Genomic DNA, 17,773 nt, shown 5'->3' with positions numbered 1-17,773 from the left:
CATCGATTCTGCGGGACTGGAAGTGGTACGTCGTCGCGCCGTCACCGGCCTCGGCCCGGACCTGCTCGTCGGACAGTTGCGCCACCTCGAGGAAGATCTCGGCGACCTGCGCCGTCCGCGCACCTTCCAGTTCGACCAGACGTTCGGCCAGCGCGGCCAGGGTGCGATGCCGGAAGATATCGGACACCGTCAGGCGCGGCACGTCCAGCCACTGGCGTACCTGTGCGACGAACGCGGTGGCCAGCACGGAATCGCCGCCGAGAGCGATGAAATCGTCGGTGACCCCGATCGGTCGGGTACTCAGCAGTTCGCCGAGCACAGTGACCAGCGCGGTTTCCAAGGGGGTGCGAGGAGCGACGGATTCCACCCGGTCGACGGCCGTGACCAGTGCGCCGACGGCGACGCGATCGTATTTGCCGTTCGAGGTCAGCGGTAGCTCCTCGAGCACCGTTATCGTCCGCGGGATCATATGCGGCGGCAGCACCTCGGTGAGTGCCTCGCGGATCGCCGGACCGTCCGGGCTTGCGCCGGTCACCGCCGCGCGCAGTTCGTTTCCGTCGGACCAGGCAACCGCGGCGGTGACGGCATCCAGGGTCAGCAGGCCGGCCTCGACCTCGCCGAGCTCCACTCGATAACCGCGGATCTTGACCATATGGTCGGCACGGCCGAGGAAGTCGAGGAAGCCGCCGGGCAGGTAGCGCACCATATCTCCGGTGCGATACCAGCGGACGCCGTCGTACTCCACGAATCGATCGGCGGTGCGCTCGCGGTCGCCCCGGTAACCGTCGGCCACACCCGGGCCGCCGATCCACAACTCGCCGGGGACGAGATCGGGCCGGTCCCGGCCGGCCTGATCGACCGACCGGCATCGCACACCGTCCAGCGGGACCCCATAGGGCACGAAAGGTGCGCCCGCAGGCACCTCGTGTGCTTCACAGATGGTCGAGTGGATCGCAGTCTCGGTGGTGCCGCCCAGGCCGGCGACCCGGCAGTTCGGTAGTTGCTGCGCGACTCGGTCGAGCAGGGAGACCGCGACCTTGTCGCCACCCATGAGGATCACCCGCAGCGATGCGGGCAGCGGCGCCAGATCCAGCAGCATGCCCAGGATCGACGGCACACAGTTGAGCACAGTGACCGCGCCGTCCCGCAGCAGCCGGGACCATTCGTCGGCCTTGGTGTCCTCGTCGGCACCGGGAACCACTACAGCGCCACCGACGGCGAGCAGACCGAAGAGGTCGAAGACGGAGAGGTCGAACTCCAGCGACGAGACCAGCAGGCTACGGTCCTCGGGACCGAGACCGTATCGCCCGGTCAGGTCGGTGAGGGTGGCGACCGCGGCGCGATGGGGTACCTCGACCCCCTTCGGCTGACCGGTCGAACCCGAGGTGAACAGGATGTAGGCGAGCGCATCCGGTGAGACCGGGACCGGTTCGGCCGCCGTGGCGGTACGAGCGGCTGCCAGGTCGAGAACCGGGTTCTGCGAATCCGCCCAGCGAGCGGGCAGATCGGTGAGTACGGCGGCGGGGGACGCGACAGCAGCGATCCGTTCTCTGCGCACCCGCGGCTGGGTGGGCGCCATCGGCACATATGCGGCGCCTGCGGTCAGTACACCGAGCGCCGCCAGGATCTGGTCACCGCTCTTCGGTAGGTCGACGATCACGGTGTCGCCGGGCCGCACTCCCACAGCGTGCAGGGCGCCGGCAATACGCCGGGCCTCGGCAGCGGCTTCCCGGTGCGTCCATGTCCGGGCATCGGTGATGATGGCAGGAGCATCCGCGCGGTGGTCGGCCGCAGCCAGGAAGTGCCCGTGCAGCGTCCCGTCGAAAACCTCGGTCGCGGGTAGTGGACGCTCGGTCGCCCGCCGTTGCGCCCGAACCTGCTCCGATACCGGGTCGGGTGCGGGGCCGTCCCACTCCCCCGCGATCAGCAGGTCCAGCAGGCGTACGTAGTAGGCGAACATCGAGCGCGCCGTCCGGAGTTCGAGATCGGAAGCGCGCACGTCCCAGTTCAGCAGCAGCCCGCCCGAGACCTCGGTGATCTGTGCGTCCAGCAGCACTTGCGGGCCCTGAGAGACGATCCAGGAAGGCTCACCGAGCACCTCGGTGACTGCTTGTGAGAAGAGTTCGCCGAGGCCCAGCGCACTGGTGAAAACCACCGGCGACACCACGGGTTCGCCGCGCCTGCGGCCGAGTTCGCGCAGCACGTCCAGACCGCCGAAACTGCCGTGTGCGGCGGCGTCGTGCATCGCGGCACGCAGCTGCCCGGCCCGCTCGGCCAGGGTCGCTGGCGCACGCAGGTCGGCATCGATCACGAGCGAGGAAGTGAAGTCGCCGACCACCTTGTCGACATCGGCGTGGTCCATGTCCCGGTCGAACAATGGCACGGTGAGCAGGAAACGCGGGGTGCCCGAGTACGCGCCGACGGCCTCCGCGAAAACGGCTGCCACCGCGGCTGCGGGTGTTACGCCGCGGCGATGCGCGTGTTCCTCCAGCCGGCGCCGGTCGCCGGCGTCGATGACGTGATGTAACCGCACAGTGGCGGCCTCCCGGCCGGTCCGCTCCGTATTCACCGGTAGTTCCGGGGGGCCGGGCAGATCGGCAATTTTCTGCTGCCACCAGGCGATATCGTCGGCGCGGGCGGTACGTGCGGTGCGCTGGGCCGACAGCTCCGGGAAGGTCACGCCCAGTTCCGGCAGCTCCTCGCCCCGGTAGAGACGGGCCAGATCGTCGACGAGCACCCGGTAGCTCATGGCATCGGCGGCAATCATGTCCACGTCCAGGTGCACCCGCGAACCGCCCCCGGGGAGCTGGGTCAGTTCGACGCGCAGCACCTCGCCGTCCTCGATCGGCAGCGCGCGATGCGTACCCTCGGCGCGGCGGCGTTCCAGGATCTCGGCGGCGGCCTGCGAAGTTTCCGACGAAAGCTCGTGTACCGCACAGACGTTCGTGTGCTGCCCGATGATCTGCCGGCCGTCGGGTAGCACCCGCAGCCGCAGCATCGGATGACGCGCCACCAGAGCTGCCACGGCCGTCCCGAACCGTTCGGGATCGAGCTCGCGGCCATCGAACTCCACGTAGAGGTGGACGGCCACACCACCGTAGGTGAGGCTCGGGGAGCGACCTATCCAATACGCATGCTGCATGGGCGCCAAGGGAAAAGGCTGCTCGATATCGATGGCGGGAGCCGCATCGTGGGTGAAACCGGACTGCTCCGCGGTGTCGCCGGACCGCAGGAGCTGCGACCAGGCGCCGATTGTCGGCGCCGTGGCGAGCCGCGCGAAGTCGATATCCATTCCCCGCTTACGCCACCGGCCGGCCAGGCGCATCATACGCAGCGAGTCCAAACCCTGCGTGACCAGGTCGGTATCCGGTTCGAGGGACTCCGGTGAAATACCGAGGATCGCTCCCACTTCTTCCCGGATATCGATATCCGCACCCGCCTCTGGACGAGCAATCACCATGGGAAGCCTCTCGAAGAACACCACGCTACAAAATTAGCCTACCCTAATAAATTAGGGTGCACTTACCAATCCCGAGAAGATCCGCTGCCTCACGGAAACCGCTGCACCAGAGCACATCGATAAGCGCCGGCGCATCAGGTAATGGAAGATAGCTTAGCCTAAGCTAAGTCAAAGAGAAATGGGATGTATTCAACTTCCCTCGGCCCTCCCCCTCGGCCTGAACAGACCCGGGGGCCACCTACCGTGGATACCCGCCCTGTGGATACAGACCCGCCGTCAGTGAGCGCCCGCCGCCGCAGGATCTGCACTGATCCGCCACCCGGCGGCCTCGTGTTGCTGCGCCCAGAACTCGGCGAAACGACCGCCGGCAGCGCGCAATTCGTCGACCGTACCGTCCTCGACGATCCGGCCCTCGTCCAGGAACAGCACCCGGTCCGCACCCACGATGGTAGAGAGGCGATGCGTCACCACCACACGCGTACGCTGCTGCGGGTCGCCGGTGATGGCAGCTACCACCGCGGCTTCGTTCTCTGCGTCGAGCGCACTGGTGCCCTCGTCTACGAGCAATACCGAAGACCGCTTCAGCAGCGCCCGCGCAATCGAGACCCGCTGACGTTCACCCCCCGACAGCGCGGCACCCGCCTCCCCGACCAGGGTGTCCAGCCCCTCCGGCAGCCGTGCCGCGAGCTCGTCGACCCGCGCCAGGCGCAGCGCCTGTGCCAACTGATCCGGATCGGCCTCCGGCGCCCCTGCCAGGATGTTCTCCCGGATGGTGCCGGCGAACAGATACGGCTGCTGGAATACCATGCCGGCCACTGCCGGCCGGTCCGCGGCATCGAGAGCACCGAGGTCCACACCACCAACGGTGACGCTTCCGGACATCGGCGCTTCCACACCCGATATCAGTGCGAGCAGCGTGCTCTTACCGGACCCCGACGGTCCGACCACCGCCGTCACTCTGCCCGCCGCGAACTCGACATCCACCTCGTCCAGCACCGGCTCGGCACCATAGGCAAAACGCACTGCGCGCAACGTAACCGAAGCGAGCTCATCGGTATCCCGCACCGCCTTGCTGTTTCGCTCGGGTTCGGACGCCTCGACGACGGTGCGGATATCGCGCAGCGCGCCGCGGCTGGTTTCCAGTGCCGTCGCGAGGTCACCGAATGCAGCGAACGGCTCCAGGAACCGCACCACCACCACGATCAGCGCAACAGCCTCGGGAATTCCGATGGTGCCCGCCACTGCGAGCCATGCGACGGTTCCCGCCATCAGCAGGAGCACGATCTGGCTCGCCAGTCCGAACAGCACCTGCCCCGGGACATTCAGCAGCAGCAACCGAGTGGTCGCACCGTGCTGGGCGGACAGTGCCGCACCCGTCTCGTTGCGGGCAGGCTCCGCGCGCCGCGCGGCACGCAGTGCGGCCTGGGTACGAGCGAATTCGAGAATGCGCTCGGTGAGCACGCTGTTGGCATCCCTGGACACCGCGGTCGCACGCCGGGTCAGGAGATTGGTCAGCCACAGCGAACCCAGCATCAAGGGCAGCGCGAGCAGCGCAACCAGGCCCAGCTGCCACGCGACCGGTACCAGGGCGACGGCGATCGCGACCGGTAGCGCGACCGCTTGGAACAGGGGTGCCACCAGGTAGCCCACCAGGCCCACGAGGTCCGGGCCGGTGGTGGCGATCGCGCGCCGCGTGACGGCCGAGTTGTCCTCGGTGAACCAGCGCAGCGGAATCCGCGCCACCTGCGCCGATACCGACCGCTGGGCGTTGTCGAGAAGGTGGAATCCCAGGTCGAAACCGATCCGCGAGGTGATCGTGTCCACGACCCATCCGGCGGCGACGGCCAGGGTCAATGCCCCCACCCACCGCCATGCCTCGGCCGGGGTGTCCCCGAACAGTTCCGTAACCAGTGGCACCACCAGGACCACGGCGATCGCCCGCAGGATCACCGAAACGACGAGGAGCACCAGATATCCGGTGGTCCGGCTGCGCTGTTCGGCCGGCAGCAGGCTCATCGTGGTGCGGATCATCGGGCGATCTCCTTCATATCGGCGCCGGCATTCCACAGCTGCCGGTAGCGGCCCTCGGCGGCGAGGAGTTCGGTGTGTGTACCGGATTCGGCGATCCGGCCACCTTCCAGGACCACGATCCGATCGACCTCGGTGATGGTGCGCAGCCGGTGCGCGATCACGAGCACCGTCCGCCCGGCGGTCAGCCGGTTGAGAGCCTGCTGAACCAAATACTCCGACTCCGGGTCGGCATACGCCGTGGCCTCGTCCAGTACCAGTACCGGGGTGTCGGCCAGCAGTGCCCGAGCGATGGTGAGCCGCTGCCGTTCACCTCCGGACATCGTGCTGTCGGCACCCAGCAGCGTGTCGTATCCCTGCGGCAACCGAAGGATTCTGTCGTGGATCTGCGCGTCACGCGCGGCGCGCGCGATCGCGTCATCGGAGGCATCCGGTACCGCGAGGGCGATATTCTCCCGCACCGTGCCGCGGACCAGCTGGGTGTCCTGGAAAACGAAGCCGACCTGCGTGTACAATTCGTCCGGCGACAGTGTCGCGATATCGCGGCCACTCACCCGGATCGCACCGGAACCGACATCGTAGAAGCGGGCCAGCAGCGCGGCCAGGGTCGACTTTCCGGCGCCGGAGGAACCGACCAGCGCGGTGACCGTGCCGGGTTCCAGTGTGAGCGAGACGTTCTGGATCACCGGCGCACCCGGCCGATAGCCGAAGCTGACGTCGTCGAACACCACCTGGCCCGGCTCATCTGCCGGACCTACCGGCGCGGACCGCACCTCGAGCTCGTCGGTGTCCAAGACGACCTGGATCTTCTGCGCCGCTTCGCGGCCCTCCCGCAACCCCATCATGCCGTAACCGATGCCGAGCAGGCGCGACCCGAATGTGGTGCCCAGGAACAGGAACGGCAACAGATCCACCGGCTCCAGGCCGTCCGCCACGACCAGCGCGGTTCCGGCCACCAGGATCAACCACAGGAAGGTAACCGGCCGGGTGATCAGGTCCATCGCCGACTTCTTGCCGACGAACGGCCGCTGCCAGCCGTCCAGGAAGGCGATGTATTGATCCAGGCTGCGCCGGAACGGCGACGCGGCCGAGCCACCGAATACCCGGATCACGGGCTGACCGTCCATATAGGAGGTCGCCTCGCGCTTCATCCGTTCGCTCCAGCGCTGCGCCTGCATCGTCTTCGGCCCCGATGTCGCCATCATCGTCATCATCGTGAAGATGTAGGCCAGGATCGGTATCAGCAGCACCAGACCCATGCGCCAGTCCACGAAGAACAAGTAGACCAGGACCGCCAGCGGCGCCACGACCGCGGCGACCGCATCGACCACCGCGTGCGTGATCAGATAGTGCAGCGACAGCGTGTCACCGTTGATCAGCTTGTCGACCTGCCCCGAACTGCGCGCGGTGAACCAGCCCAGCGGCAGCTTCGCCAGCTTGCCGAGCAACCGGCCGCGTAGATCACGGCTGAACCGTGCGTCGACCGTGTGCAACCACAACTGCAACGCCGATTCCAGCAAGGCGCCCAGCCCGAACAGCCCCAGTGCCCACAGCCCGAGACGCCACAGCGTCTCGCTTCCACTGCCCGCGAGCAGTTCCCGCGCCAGTTCCACCAGCAGCACATAGGGCGCCAGCTGGATCAGTGTGACGAAGAATTGCAGGATGCCCGCCACGTAGAGCTTCGGCTTGACGCCGGCGAACAAGCGGCTGCCCGCTTGGGAGCGCCAGCTGCCGGCCCGAACGGAACGTACATTGCGTGGCGAGCCGTCCCCGGCAACCTGCGCCGCCGCGACCGCGCCGGACGTCGACTCGACGCCCGCGGTCTCCGGCACTGCCTCGCCGGGCACGGTCGATACTGCCTCGCCGGGCACGGCCGGCCCGGCGCTGTCCGAAGCAGTGCCGGCGACCGCGCTCTCCGCCACACCGGCCGGGAGCAGATCGGTGGCCGTTGCGGCACGCTCCTCGGCGCCGCGCTCCTTTCCCATTGCCCGGCCGTGCACCCAGTACGCCTGCGCATACACATCCGTCTTGGGGAAACCGAATTCCTTCACCCGCGTCCGAAGGTGTTTGAGAGCTTTCGATTCCGGCCCCATCCAGGCGTACCAGTTCGACCAGTCCCGCACTTCCAGGGCCGTCGCCAGCGCTTCCTCCGAGGTCCGCGGGACCCAGCGCACCTGCGCCAACGGGTGCTGCACCAGTGGGATCAGCAGATCGTCGTCGTGATGCTGTTCCAGATACACCTCGACCGCCACCTGATGCGGTAACGCGGCCAGGATCGTATTGATCGCCGGGATGGACGCCGAATCGCCGATCAGCAGGTACCCGGCCGGTAGGTCCTCCGATACCGAGAATCCCCGCGACCCGAACGAGGTCACCTCGATCGCCTCACCGCCGGTAACGTTCAACGCCCACGCCGAGGCCGGGCCCGCCGGCTCGTGCAGGACGAAATCCACCGCGAACCGGCCGGCGGTATCCGGGTCGACCTCCGCGATGGTGTACCCGCGCTGGAATTCCGCGTCCGAGCCCTTGTTGTCGGGGAACCACATCCGCAACCACGCCGTCGGTTCGATATCGATATCCGCCAGCAACGTCGGCGCAGTCAACCACACCCGGCGCATCCGCGGTGTCAATTGCTCTGTACTCGAGACGGTGGCGGTGTGGTACTGAACACCGAAGGCGTTCAGTACCACACCTTGAAATCCTCTGCGCGCCATTGCGGTGAACGTCCTCCGATACCAGAATCGATGACCGTCGAGGTCATCTGCCGAACAGCGCGGGGCACGAGGGGGCGCACCGGCTATCCGCCGTCGTCCCGCCTCCTCATAGAGACACGCTCGACAACTTTGGTTAGCCTACACATACCCACGACACCAAACCAGGCCTACAACACCGATCTTTTTCGACCGCACACCAAGGGCCGACCAGGCAAGGTAAGGCTATGCTAGCCTAACTTTCCGCGTCGGGTATGACCTTTTGGAGGACCGTTGTCGATCACGGATGAGCGCTCGCAGGCGGGCTATGTGACCGATCCGGTGGCGGCGGCAGCAGGGCTGGCGGGGGCCGACCTGTTCGGCGAGTACGTGGTGTACGAACGCCCGGGAGAGTGGGTGTTCGCTGCCGATCCGATCGGCACTGTCGAATTGGGCGTCGAGGAGCTGCGCGTCGAATGGGATGGGCGCAGCAGCACCCGCCGGTGGTCCGGCAGGCCCGCACATGCCCTCGATCAGGCACTTCGCGCGTTACCGCTCGACGGACGGAATGTGTACGGATGGGTCGGATTCGAATTCTGCGCCTGGGCGCTGGATACCACCGCCCAGGTCGCAGCGCCCACGACACTGGCGCATCTGATGATTCCACGTATCGAGGTGCGGATCGCGATATCCGGTATCCGGATCTCCGGTGCGACACCCGACGAGACCCGAGCGATCCACGACCTCGTCGTTGCCGCGCAGAACAGTGCGCTGCCGGTACCGCATCCGGCCGATATCCGCAGCGATCGGACCGGCTACCTTGAACGAGTAGCCCGGGCGGCTGCGGAGATCCGGAGCGGCCGGTACCGGAAGGTCATACTGTCGCGGAAGGTCGAGCTGCCCTTCATGGTCGACATACCGGCCACCTACCGGCTCGGTCGCGCACACAACACCCCCGCTCGATCCTTCCTGTTCCGGCTGGGTGGGCTCGCGGCGGCCGGATTCAGTCCGGAATTGGTCGTTTCCGTCGACGACGGCCGCGTGATCACCACCAAGCCGATGGCGGGCACCCGGCGCTTCGGGCGCAACCAGGCGGCCGATCTCGCCGCGCGCGCGGATCTGCTCGGCGATCCCAAAGAGATCGCCGAACACGCGATGTCGGTGAACGCCTCGTTCACCGAGATCACCGCGATCGCGGCACCCGGCACACCGGCCATCATCGATTTCATGACAGTGTGCGAACGTGGCAGCGTCCAGCACCTCACCTCCACCGTCCGCGGCCTGCTCACCGCCGACCGCACCGGCTGGGACGCCCTGGAAGCCCTGTTCCCCGCCGTCACCGCCTCGGGAATCCCCAAACGCGAAGGCGTCGATGCGATCTTCCGGCTCGACCGCGATCCCCGCGGGTTGTATTCCGGTGCGGTAGTGACTGTTTCCCCCTCCGGCTCACTGGAGGCCACGCTGGTGCTCCGTGCGGTCTACCAGACCCTCCACGGCGCGTGGTTACGTGCCGGAGCCGGGATCATCGAACAATCCACCCCCGAGCGCGAATTCGAGGAAACCTGCGAGAAGCTCGAAAGTATCGCGCCGTACGTCGTCGCGGCATAGCCGAGCGAGGGCACCGGACGGCCGGGGCTCACCTGCGCCGGCCACGGAATCGGCACCCGCGCGACTGCACCGGCCCGAGCACCTCGTTCGTCACCCCTCGGCGCGCAAGGCCTTCTTGTCGATCTTGCCGACCGCGGTCGTGGGAAGAACGTCCGCACGCCGCAGCACATCGGGAAGCTTGTACGTGGCGAGGCCGCGGTCGGTCAGGAATGCCTTGATCTCCGACAGCGTCGGCATCTCGCCGCCGACTACCAGGATCGCGCAGACCCGCTCACCGAGCGCGGCATCGGGCAGCCCGACGGCAGCAGCATGGCGGACCGCCGGATGAGCGAGCAGGTGCTCCTCGAGCTCGTCGCAGGAGACGTTCTCACCGCCGCGGTTGATGACGTCCTTGATGCGGCCGGAAACAACCAGATGACCACTGGGCAGCCGGCGCACCAGATCGCCGCTGCGGTAGTAGCCGTCCGGAGTGAAAGCACGGGCATTGTGTTCGGGCGCCCGGTAGTAGCCGCGAATCGTATAGGGGCCCTTCGTGAGCAGCTCCCCCTCCGCTCCGGGAGCGACGTCATTGCCGTCACCGTCGATAACACGGACCTCGTCGGACGGGGACAGCGGCCGACCCTGCGTGCTGTACACCAACTCGTCCGGATCGTCGAGGCGGGTGAAGTTGAGCAATCCCTCGGCCATACCGAACACCTGCTGTAGCCGCGCCTGCAGCGCAGGCTCGACGTCACGAGCGTTCACCTCGGCCAGCCGGGCGCCACCGACCTGCAGCAATCGCAGCGAGGAGATATCGGCCTCCTCCCACTCGACTGCCGCACACCATAATTGGGCAATCGGCGGTACGACCGCGGTCACGGTCACCCGGTACCTCTCGATCGCGGCGAACGTATTCTCCGGACTGGGCTCGGTCACGAAGGCCACCGCGCCCCCCACGGCGATCGTGCCGAGGATTCCAGGACAGGCGAGCGGGAAGTTGTGTGCGGCGGGAAGTGTCGCCAGGTACACATCGTCCTCGGTCAGTTCACACACCTGCGCGCTTGCGGTCGCGTTGTAGACATAATCGTCATGGGTGCGGGCGATCAGTTTCGGCAGCCCGGTGGTGCCCCCGGAAACCAGCATGAGCGCGATATCGCCCGGATCTGTCACAGGTAGCGAATCGCCTTCGCACGGCACAGAATTCAGATCGACGAACGGGCCGGGCTCACCGAGCACCAGCACGTGCCGCAGCGACGGCACTGCCGCTTGCACCTCGGCGGCCAACTCTCGGTAGTCGAAGTCCCCCATCCTGTCCGCGACGATATAGCCGACCGCTTCGGAAACCCGGGCCAGATGTTCGATCTCGCTACGCCGATGCGCGGGCAGCGTAAGCACCGGAATAACCCCCGCCCGCAACAGCCCGAACAGCACTGGCACGAACTCGGCCACATTCGGCAACTGCACCACGACCCGGTCCCCCGGCGCGATTCCGAGCGCCCGGAACCCGTGCGCCAGCCGATCGGCCTGCGCGTCGAGTGTCGCGTAGCTACGTCCGTCGGCGCCGAGCAGCGCGGTCCGGTGCGGGTACCGCCGCGCGGTCTCACGCAACAGCTCACCGAGCGAGCGTCCTTGCCACAAACCCGCGCGCCGGTATGCCGCGGCCTCCTCGTCGGGAAAGGGAACATAGCCTTCGCGATGGGTGATGGTCGTGTCAGGGGAAGTCACGATTCGCCTCTCAGGTACGAGCACGGGAGCAGACTCGGCAGATCTCGAGATTCGATGATCGGCCGGCGCCTGGCGGTCCGACCCCGGCGATCCCGCTTCACTACTCGGCACGGCCACCACCGAACCCCGATCCTCATCACTCGCCATTTGCTTAGGCTAAGCTAACATTCAGATCCGGCGCAGTCGACAGGCAACTCGAAGCGCTGCCATTGCAAGAACCTGGCCTTCGTCGTCGAGTGCCAGACAGGCAGGCGGCTCATGGCGAGTAGTACGCAGTCGGGTCCGGAGAGCCGCTAAGCTGTCGATATCCCTCTCCGGAGCGAGAGGCGCTGCGACGGACAGAGTCCGCCACGCTCGACTCCGGTCGACACAGTCAAGGGCGCCTCCTGCTTTCAGGAGGTAGACGAATGCACAGCCCGATGACGACGTGGGGTGCCGGTGACTACCCGTTGATGGGCCGTCATCTCCAGTCAGCTGCCGAGGCGGCCGTCGAGGCAGCTGCGGTCGGGCCGAGTGACCGGGTGGTCGATATCGCTACCGGCACAGGCAACGCGGCGCTGCTCGCGGCCGGGCGCGGCGGCCGGGTTGCCGGGATCGACTTCGAGCCGGCGCTGCTGCGGTTGGCCGCGGAACGCGCCCACTGCGCAGGTTCCGACGTCCAATGGCTGTGCGGTGACCTCGAGGCGCTCCCCGTTCCGGATCGATCGGCCGATGTCGTGCTGTCGGTATTCGGTGCGATGTACGCGACCGATCATCAGGCCGCGGCCCGCGAGCTCGCCCGAGTCGCGGCACCGGGCGCGCGGGTGGTGCTGGTGTCGTGGCAGCCGGGCAGTGTGCTGCCGGCGATGGGGCAGGTACTCAACGCCTACCTGCCGCCACCGCCGATCAGCAGCGGACCGCCCAGCCGCTGGGGCGAGGCCACCGCGCTCGCCGAAATACTCGACCCCCATCGGCTACGGCTCACAGCCACCTCATCCGGCCGGGTAACGCTGCGGTTTTCTTCCTCGGAGGAGGCTGCCGGTTTCCTGATCCGCACAGCGGGCCACGTCATGAGAGAAAAGGACCGGTTGGCCGCGGAGGGGCGCTGGGACGAGCTACACAGGGATCTGCGCCGATTCGTCGAGCAACGGGCGAAGCACCACCGCGACCATCTCGTCCTCCCGCTGGATTACCTTCTCGCCTCGGCCCTCGAGACAACGAACCGACCGCTGGTTCAGGACGCTCCAGGTCACTCTTGACCTGGAGTGCCCTCCAGGTCGTAGTGTGTGATCGACCCGATCACCCACCATCACAAGGGGATGTGTAGGGAACTCGGCTTCTGACACATTCCGGTTGCGAATTCGTGGAGTACCTCTGTCATGCAGAAGACGGGACGTTCGTCTTCATCAGCTCAGCTCGGTCGCGGGCGAACTACTACGACTCGTTCCGCCCGTTCGTAGGCGACCGCGCGGCCATGCAAGAACTAGCGGTAACACAGGTCGAGCGCCTGCGCGACGGAGGCACAACCATCGTCGACACCGCCGACGGTTCGACGTTCTTCGCGCCCTCTCGCCTCAGGGGCAACGGCAGTTTCCGGTTCTCCGGTATGAAATCGATCGAGCTCGACCCTGCCGACTTCGGACGTGTGTCCTGACGAAAGGACACGGCCGAACTGGCACCATGACAGATCGAGGGACGTACGCGGCATCGGCTTCGACCACAGCAGAACTCGAACGCAAACAGATCATCGAAGCCGCGCGAGTCGTGCTCGCGCGGGACGGACTGACCGGATGCACAGCCCGCGCCGTCGCCGACGCGAGCACGCAGCACCGAAGCACCGAAGCACAGCTCATCATCGCCGTGTTGGTCACGACATCGCGTTCCACCACGCGCATTCGTCAGAATTGCGACCACGATTCGTGCGCCGGTAAGTCGACCTCTACAACCCCGGTAGCCATGCGGCAATATGCCAGGTGTTCTTCGTGATCGAGTACAAGGACCTCGACGGCATCGGCTCTCTCGGCCAAGACCACGACATCGTCTTGGGACGGATGCCAGAGATCGTCGAAATGGTCGGCGAAACAGTGGAACCGCATGGACACTGCTGTCGCATCGGCGGGCCGGCCGACAATCACCTGGTCGCATTCGGCGATCGGCAACTCACTCAACCACTGCCGAATGCTCGCTGGTTCCGATTCCGCTGCCTCGAGGGCAGTATCCGAGGCCGCGAGGACGTGCTTCAGGGCCTGTAGGCCACCGATTCGCGCTAGCAAACGGTCGAACCCCGCCCGAGCGTCTACCGCGCCGAGCCTCGCCAGAATGTGAGCCCGCATCGGTGGCACCGCGCCTCCTGACCTCGGCTCGCGACGTGTCCGACTTCGACAAAGCCGCTCAACAATTTCAGCCCCTACAGCGGCGACGATACGCCGGCACTCGGCAATCTGCCGATCCGGGAAGCCCACCTGCCTGGGTGCGGATATCAGGCTGCCGACGCGTCACGCCCAGATGTGACGTCGACAGTCAGCTACTCAACACCTTGGAGGACATGGCCCCTGACGACAAACCGTCAAGGATGTGCTGAGCCCATACATTGACATTTTCGGCGTGCCGACGGGACCGCAAGTTCGGCCATTACGGGCGGCGGCGTGCTGTCGGCAGGGCTCTGGTGTGTCGCGGCGCGGCAGGAGTTGTGTTCGCTTGCGATAGGCCCCCTTTATTCTGCCGTGCACGAGCCATTCTTCCCAACGATGACGAACAGGGCTGTCAGGCCGTCGAAGCCGGGCACGTAGGGTGCCGGGGTGGCTGTTGTCGAGACCGTGGCACGTGTCCGAGTGGGAAGTGGTGTCGAGCAGTTGGTATGCCATCCACGACTTCCCCTGGTCGCGGGATCAGATTCCGGGCGTCCAGCAGTTCACGTGTGGGATAGCCGGAATCTGCAGGTCCTCGGGGCCGTGGGCGCCGATTCGGTTGTCTACGGCGACGCCACCGGTTGGGAGCGGGCGCAGCGCACACCCGATGTGGCATGGCATCCGGAAGAGCCGTTGCTACTGGTCGCAGGTGAGCACTCCGTGGTCAGCTGGACTCCCGCGGGCCGGGCCGAACCGGGTGGACTTCCACTCGACGCCGACTACAGTTGTCTCGCATTCAGCCCGAACGGTCGAACCCTGTGGGCCACACCCTCCTCCGACGGTGCCGATGATGCGTGGGAACGTTCTGACGTTGTCGACCTCGACTCGGGAACCCTCGGTACCGGCCCACGGTGGGACGCCGGCGTTGCGGCGCATCCCGCCGGCGGGTTGGTGGCAACGCTGCGCAGCGATCAAGGCGCGACGCTCGTCGTTTTCGCACGGGTCGATCAACAGGACACACCGAGCGCGACGCGAGTGCTTCGCCGGGCGCTTGTCCTGGATGCCGACGGCTACGAAGCACCGATATTCAGTGTGGACGGGCGTCACTTGGCGATTCGAGGCAACGCGTACGAGAACTCGCTATCGGTCTTCGAATTCCCTTCGCTCGACCGTATTTTGGAAACAACGCTGGGGCAACCCTGCCCGGGCTACCCCTATCCGCAAGAATGGCTCGAACAACTATACTCGTGGTCGCGACACAACATCGCATTCGGAACCCGACCCGGGGTCCTGTGGGTCGGCACACCGACCGGGACTCTGATCGAAATCGACCTGGACAACCAGAAATCGACCGAGCACGACGTGCCGGCCGGCTCCCGGGTGACCGCCATGACCGCCACCGCAACAGGCGAACTCGTCGTCGCCACCGCTGAAGGTGATCTTGCGGTGTTGTCAGTGCATGCCGGCACCGACCAGGTCGAACCCACCGACAGGGATTCGGTGCGTGCCCTGGTCACCGCCTTTTCGGACTCCACCGATGAGCTTCCCGACGACAGCGACCTCGATACGGACCTGTTCCGCACCGACGGAACGCGTAGCTGGGCGCCGGACGACCTGGCGGCCGTAACCACCACAACCTCGACGGACCCGACCTGGCGACAACTTCAAGCGGCCATGAACAACGCCCGCAACGAGGAAAAATGACGACAGCTCACCGGCTTCTCCCCCACCACCGGGCTCACAGGTTCTCCGGTCGGCTTCCCTGTGCGAGTGTGGACGCTCTCGACCACGGAACCGTCGGCCACGCCGAGGCCAGCGCCGGCGACGGAGTGATCCGGCTGCACCGCGAATCCGAACAGTCCGGCCGGCAGTCCCCGCGAACAACAGGAGCATGTACCAAGGCATTGTCGATCGTCGTCAGACGACGTCGATACCCACTGCTGCCACGGCCGTGGCCGCAGAGACGCGTCGTCGATACGGATGGATAATTCGGACCCGTTGGTCATGATCCTTACCGGGTTCATTGTGGACTTCACGTCGTGGTTGGACAGTTGTGGAGACGACGAGGTCGCGCTGGACTCCGCGGTGAAAATCATGGAACACGTGGCTGCCGTGCTGCGCGATGCGCCACCCGCCCAGCGGCCGCGTTTCCTGGATGCACTCGACGAGCTGGCACATTCTGAACAGGACCCGAATCGGCGGGACGCGTTCCTGGCGTTCCCACATGCGATCGGCTTGGCCGACAGCAAGGCCGGTTCACCTGGTTCTGGCCGCACTCGCCGCACTGTGGCTGTGGCTCGTCTATCGCCGCCGTACCCGCCGTAACGACCCGGACCGGCTACTCCTGCCGGCCCCGATCGGCGCACGCGCCACCGACCACAGCATCGGCGCCCCCACACCCCGCGCGGTTCAGAAATGCCCCGCCAGTGGCAGCGGCTGTCCGTTCACCAGCAGATCGCCCAGCGCTCGCGCTTTGTAGGCGGCCGGGTTGTGCGAGAACAGCGTGCGCAGATTGCGCCAGTGCCGGTCCAGGCCGGCCGCGGCTCGGGTCGCCGAGGCGCCACCGACGTCGAAGACGCGGCCGGCCGCGCGCAGCGCGAACTCTTCGATCGCGATCTTGGCCTGCGCGGCGCGGCGGGCGGATTCGGCTTCCAGGTCCGGGTCCACACCGCGGGACCGGGCTGCCGCGAAGGAGAGGTCCTGTGCCGCCGCGGCGGACAGCACGATGGATTCCGCCGCGAAGGCGGCCGCGTCCAGTTCGCCGATCACCGCGAGCAGCTGCGGATCGTGGCGGGGCTCCTCGGTATTCGCGAAAACGAAGTTGCGGACCCGGGAACGCACCAGCTCGGCGGCATCGGCCGCGACCGAGCGCAGGATTCCGGCGGCGATGGCATGGAGGTAGAGCTGCGGGAATGCCTGGCGGGGCCGGTCGGGTGAGCGTGGGTCACGGAAGGGCAGGGTCTCGGTCTCGGCCACGGCAACATCGGTGAAGACCGTGGTCCCGCTGCTGGTGTGCCGCTGGCCGATACCATCCCAGTCGTCGATGTGCTCCACACCGGGCCGGTCGACGGGCACGATGGCGCTGAGCACACCGATCTCCGGGGCATTCGCGGTGACCCGCACATAGTCGCCGTAGCGGGCGCCGGTGCTGTAGAACTTGCGGCCGTCGAGCCGGTAACCCCCGGGGGCCGGAGTGAGTGTGCTGTCGTAGGTGTAGTCGCCGACGTTGTGGGTGCCGAGTTCGGTGAGGGCCCCGCCGATCAACTTGCCCGCCAGTACCTCCGGCAGCCATGCCGATTTCCGCTCGGTCCGCGGCAGCCGGTACAACTCCTCGACGAAGCCGTAGTGCACCCGCAGGATATGGGGGACATCAGGATCCGCTTCGGCGAGGTCGATGAGCAGCCCGAACAATTCGGTCACCGACCAGCCGGGCCCGCCGTCGGCGGTCGGCACCCGCACCGCGCCGAGCCGGAGCCGGGTGATCGCGGCGATCGCACGGTTGGGTGGTTCGGTACCGCCGGCGGCCCGGCGGCGGGCCGCGTCGGCGGCGACTTCGGCGACCAGTTCGGCGAGCTCCGGATCCCCGGGCCGGGGCACGGCGGCGACAGCGGTTTCGGTACTGGACATGGGAACTCCTCCGAATCGGGGCGCGATCGCCTGTCGTCGTTGCGCGCTCGCGCCGGTCACGCCGGACCGGTGGCCGGCACACACACCGGGGAACGGCCGCGATCAGTATCGGAAACCGCAGGGCCGCGAAACAAGGCAGCCGATCTACGAGTTTCCTTCAGAAATTCTCGATGATCCGCATCATTTACCCGGCGATATCGGCCGATCACTCCCCCATGTACTCACTTCCGTGGCCGGATGAAAATAATTCCGCTCAGCTGGATTCTGTACATGTCACCGTTAAGAAGAATTGCAACGCCACTTTAATTCTCCTTCCGAGGTTAATTGTG

Annotated in this window: 9 protein-coding genes and 1 pseudogene; 5 read left to right on the top strand and 5 right to left on the bottom strand. The window is 66.6% G+C overall.

What is annotated here, in order from left to right; genetic code table 11:
- Positions 1–52 precede the first annotated feature (52 nt).
- From ACFWPH_RS17830 to ACFWPH_RS17820, 3 genes and pseudogenes are all read right to left on the bottom strand, one after another.
- Positions 53–3,460, bottom strand: a pseudogene (locus ACFWPH_RS17830) (amino acid adenylation domain-containing protein); the annotation flags it as partial.
- Between the two features lie 276 nt (positions 3,461–3,736).
- Entirely contained in the window at positions 3,737–5,491 is a 1,755-nt protein-coding gene (locus ACFWPH_RS17825) for an ABC transporter ATP-binding protein (RefSeq protein ID WP_378752251.1), read from the bottom strand.
- Positions 5,488–8,202, bottom strand: coding sequence for an ABC transporter ATP-binding protein/permease (locus tag ACFWPH_RS17820; protein ID WP_378752249.1), 2,715 nt, complete (start codon positions 8,200–8,202; stop codon positions 5,488–5,490). The genes ACFWPH_RS17825 and ACFWPH_RS17820 overlap by 4 nt, the downstream gene beginning before the upstream one ends.
- 270 nt (positions 8,203–8,472) lie before the next feature.
- Here ACFWPH_RS17820 and ACFWPH_RS17815 point away from each other — a divergent pair, with 270 nt between their 5' ends.
- Entirely contained in the window at positions 8,473–9,786 is a 1,314-nt protein-coding gene (locus ACFWPH_RS17815; RefSeq protein WP_378752247.1) for a salicylate synthase, read from the top strand.
- 90 nt (positions 9,787–9,876) lie between these two features.
- Here ACFWPH_RS17815 and ACFWPH_RS17810 read toward each other — a convergent pair whose 3' ends face one another.
- Positions 9,877–11,490 (bottom strand): (2,3-dihydroxybenzoyl)adenylate synthase, encoded by a 1,614-nt coding sequence (locus ACFWPH_RS17810; RefSeq protein WP_378752245.1) that lies wholly within the window; start codon positions 11,488–11,490, stop codon positions 9,877–9,879.
- A gap of 407 nt (positions 11,491–11,897) precedes the next feature.
- Between ACFWPH_RS17810 and ACFWPH_RS17805 the strand changes: the two genes are divergently transcribed.
- The 4 genes from ACFWPH_RS17805 to ACFWPH_RS17790 all read left to right on the top strand — a co-directional run bounded on the left by ACFWPH_RS17805 (position 11,898) and on the right by ACFWPH_RS17790 (position 16,142).
- Complete coding sequence (locus ACFWPH_RS17805) at positions 11,898–12,728, top strand: class I SAM-dependent methyltransferase (protein ID WP_378752243.1); 831 nt, start codon at positions 11,898–11,900, stop codon at positions 12,726–12,728.
- 723 nt (positions 12,729–13,451) lie between these two features.
- A complete protein-coding gene (locus tag ACFWPH_RS17800) occupies positions 13,452–13,721 on the top strand; it encodes a hypothetical protein (RefSeq protein WP_378752241.1) in 270 nt (89 codons plus the stop codon).
- 1,047 nt (positions 13,722–14,768) lie between these two features.
- Positions 14,769–15,521, top strand: a complete 753-nt coding sequence (locus ACFWPH_RS17795) for a hypothetical protein (RefSeq protein WP_378752240.1) — start codon at positions 14,769–14,771, stop codon at positions 15,519–15,521.
- 276 nt (positions 15,522–15,797) lie between these two features.
- A complete protein-coding gene (locus ACFWPH_RS17790; protein WP_378752238.1) occupies positions 15,798–16,142 on the top strand; it encodes a hypothetical protein in 345 nt (114 codons plus the stop codon).
- An 84-nt stretch (positions 16,143–16,226) separates the two neighbouring features.
- Here the strand turns inward: ACFWPH_RS17790 and ACFWPH_RS17785 are convergent, their stop codons facing one another.
- On the bottom strand, positions 16,227–17,444 hold the full coding sequence (locus tag ACFWPH_RS17785) for an acyl-CoA dehydrogenase family protein (protein ID WP_378752236.1): 1,218 nt from the start codon (positions 17,442–17,444) through the stop codon (positions 16,227–16,229).
- Between the last annotated feature and the right edge of the window lie 329 nt (positions 17,445–17,773).

This window comes from Nocardia sp. NPDC058499, from assembly GCF_042719915.1.
Lineage (GTDB): Bacteria > Actinomycetota > Actinomycetes > Mycobacteriales > Mycobacteriaceae > Nocardia.
The sequence above is the reverse complement of the archived record's forward strand: the minus strand, read 5'-3'. Positions and strand labels throughout refer to the sequence as shown.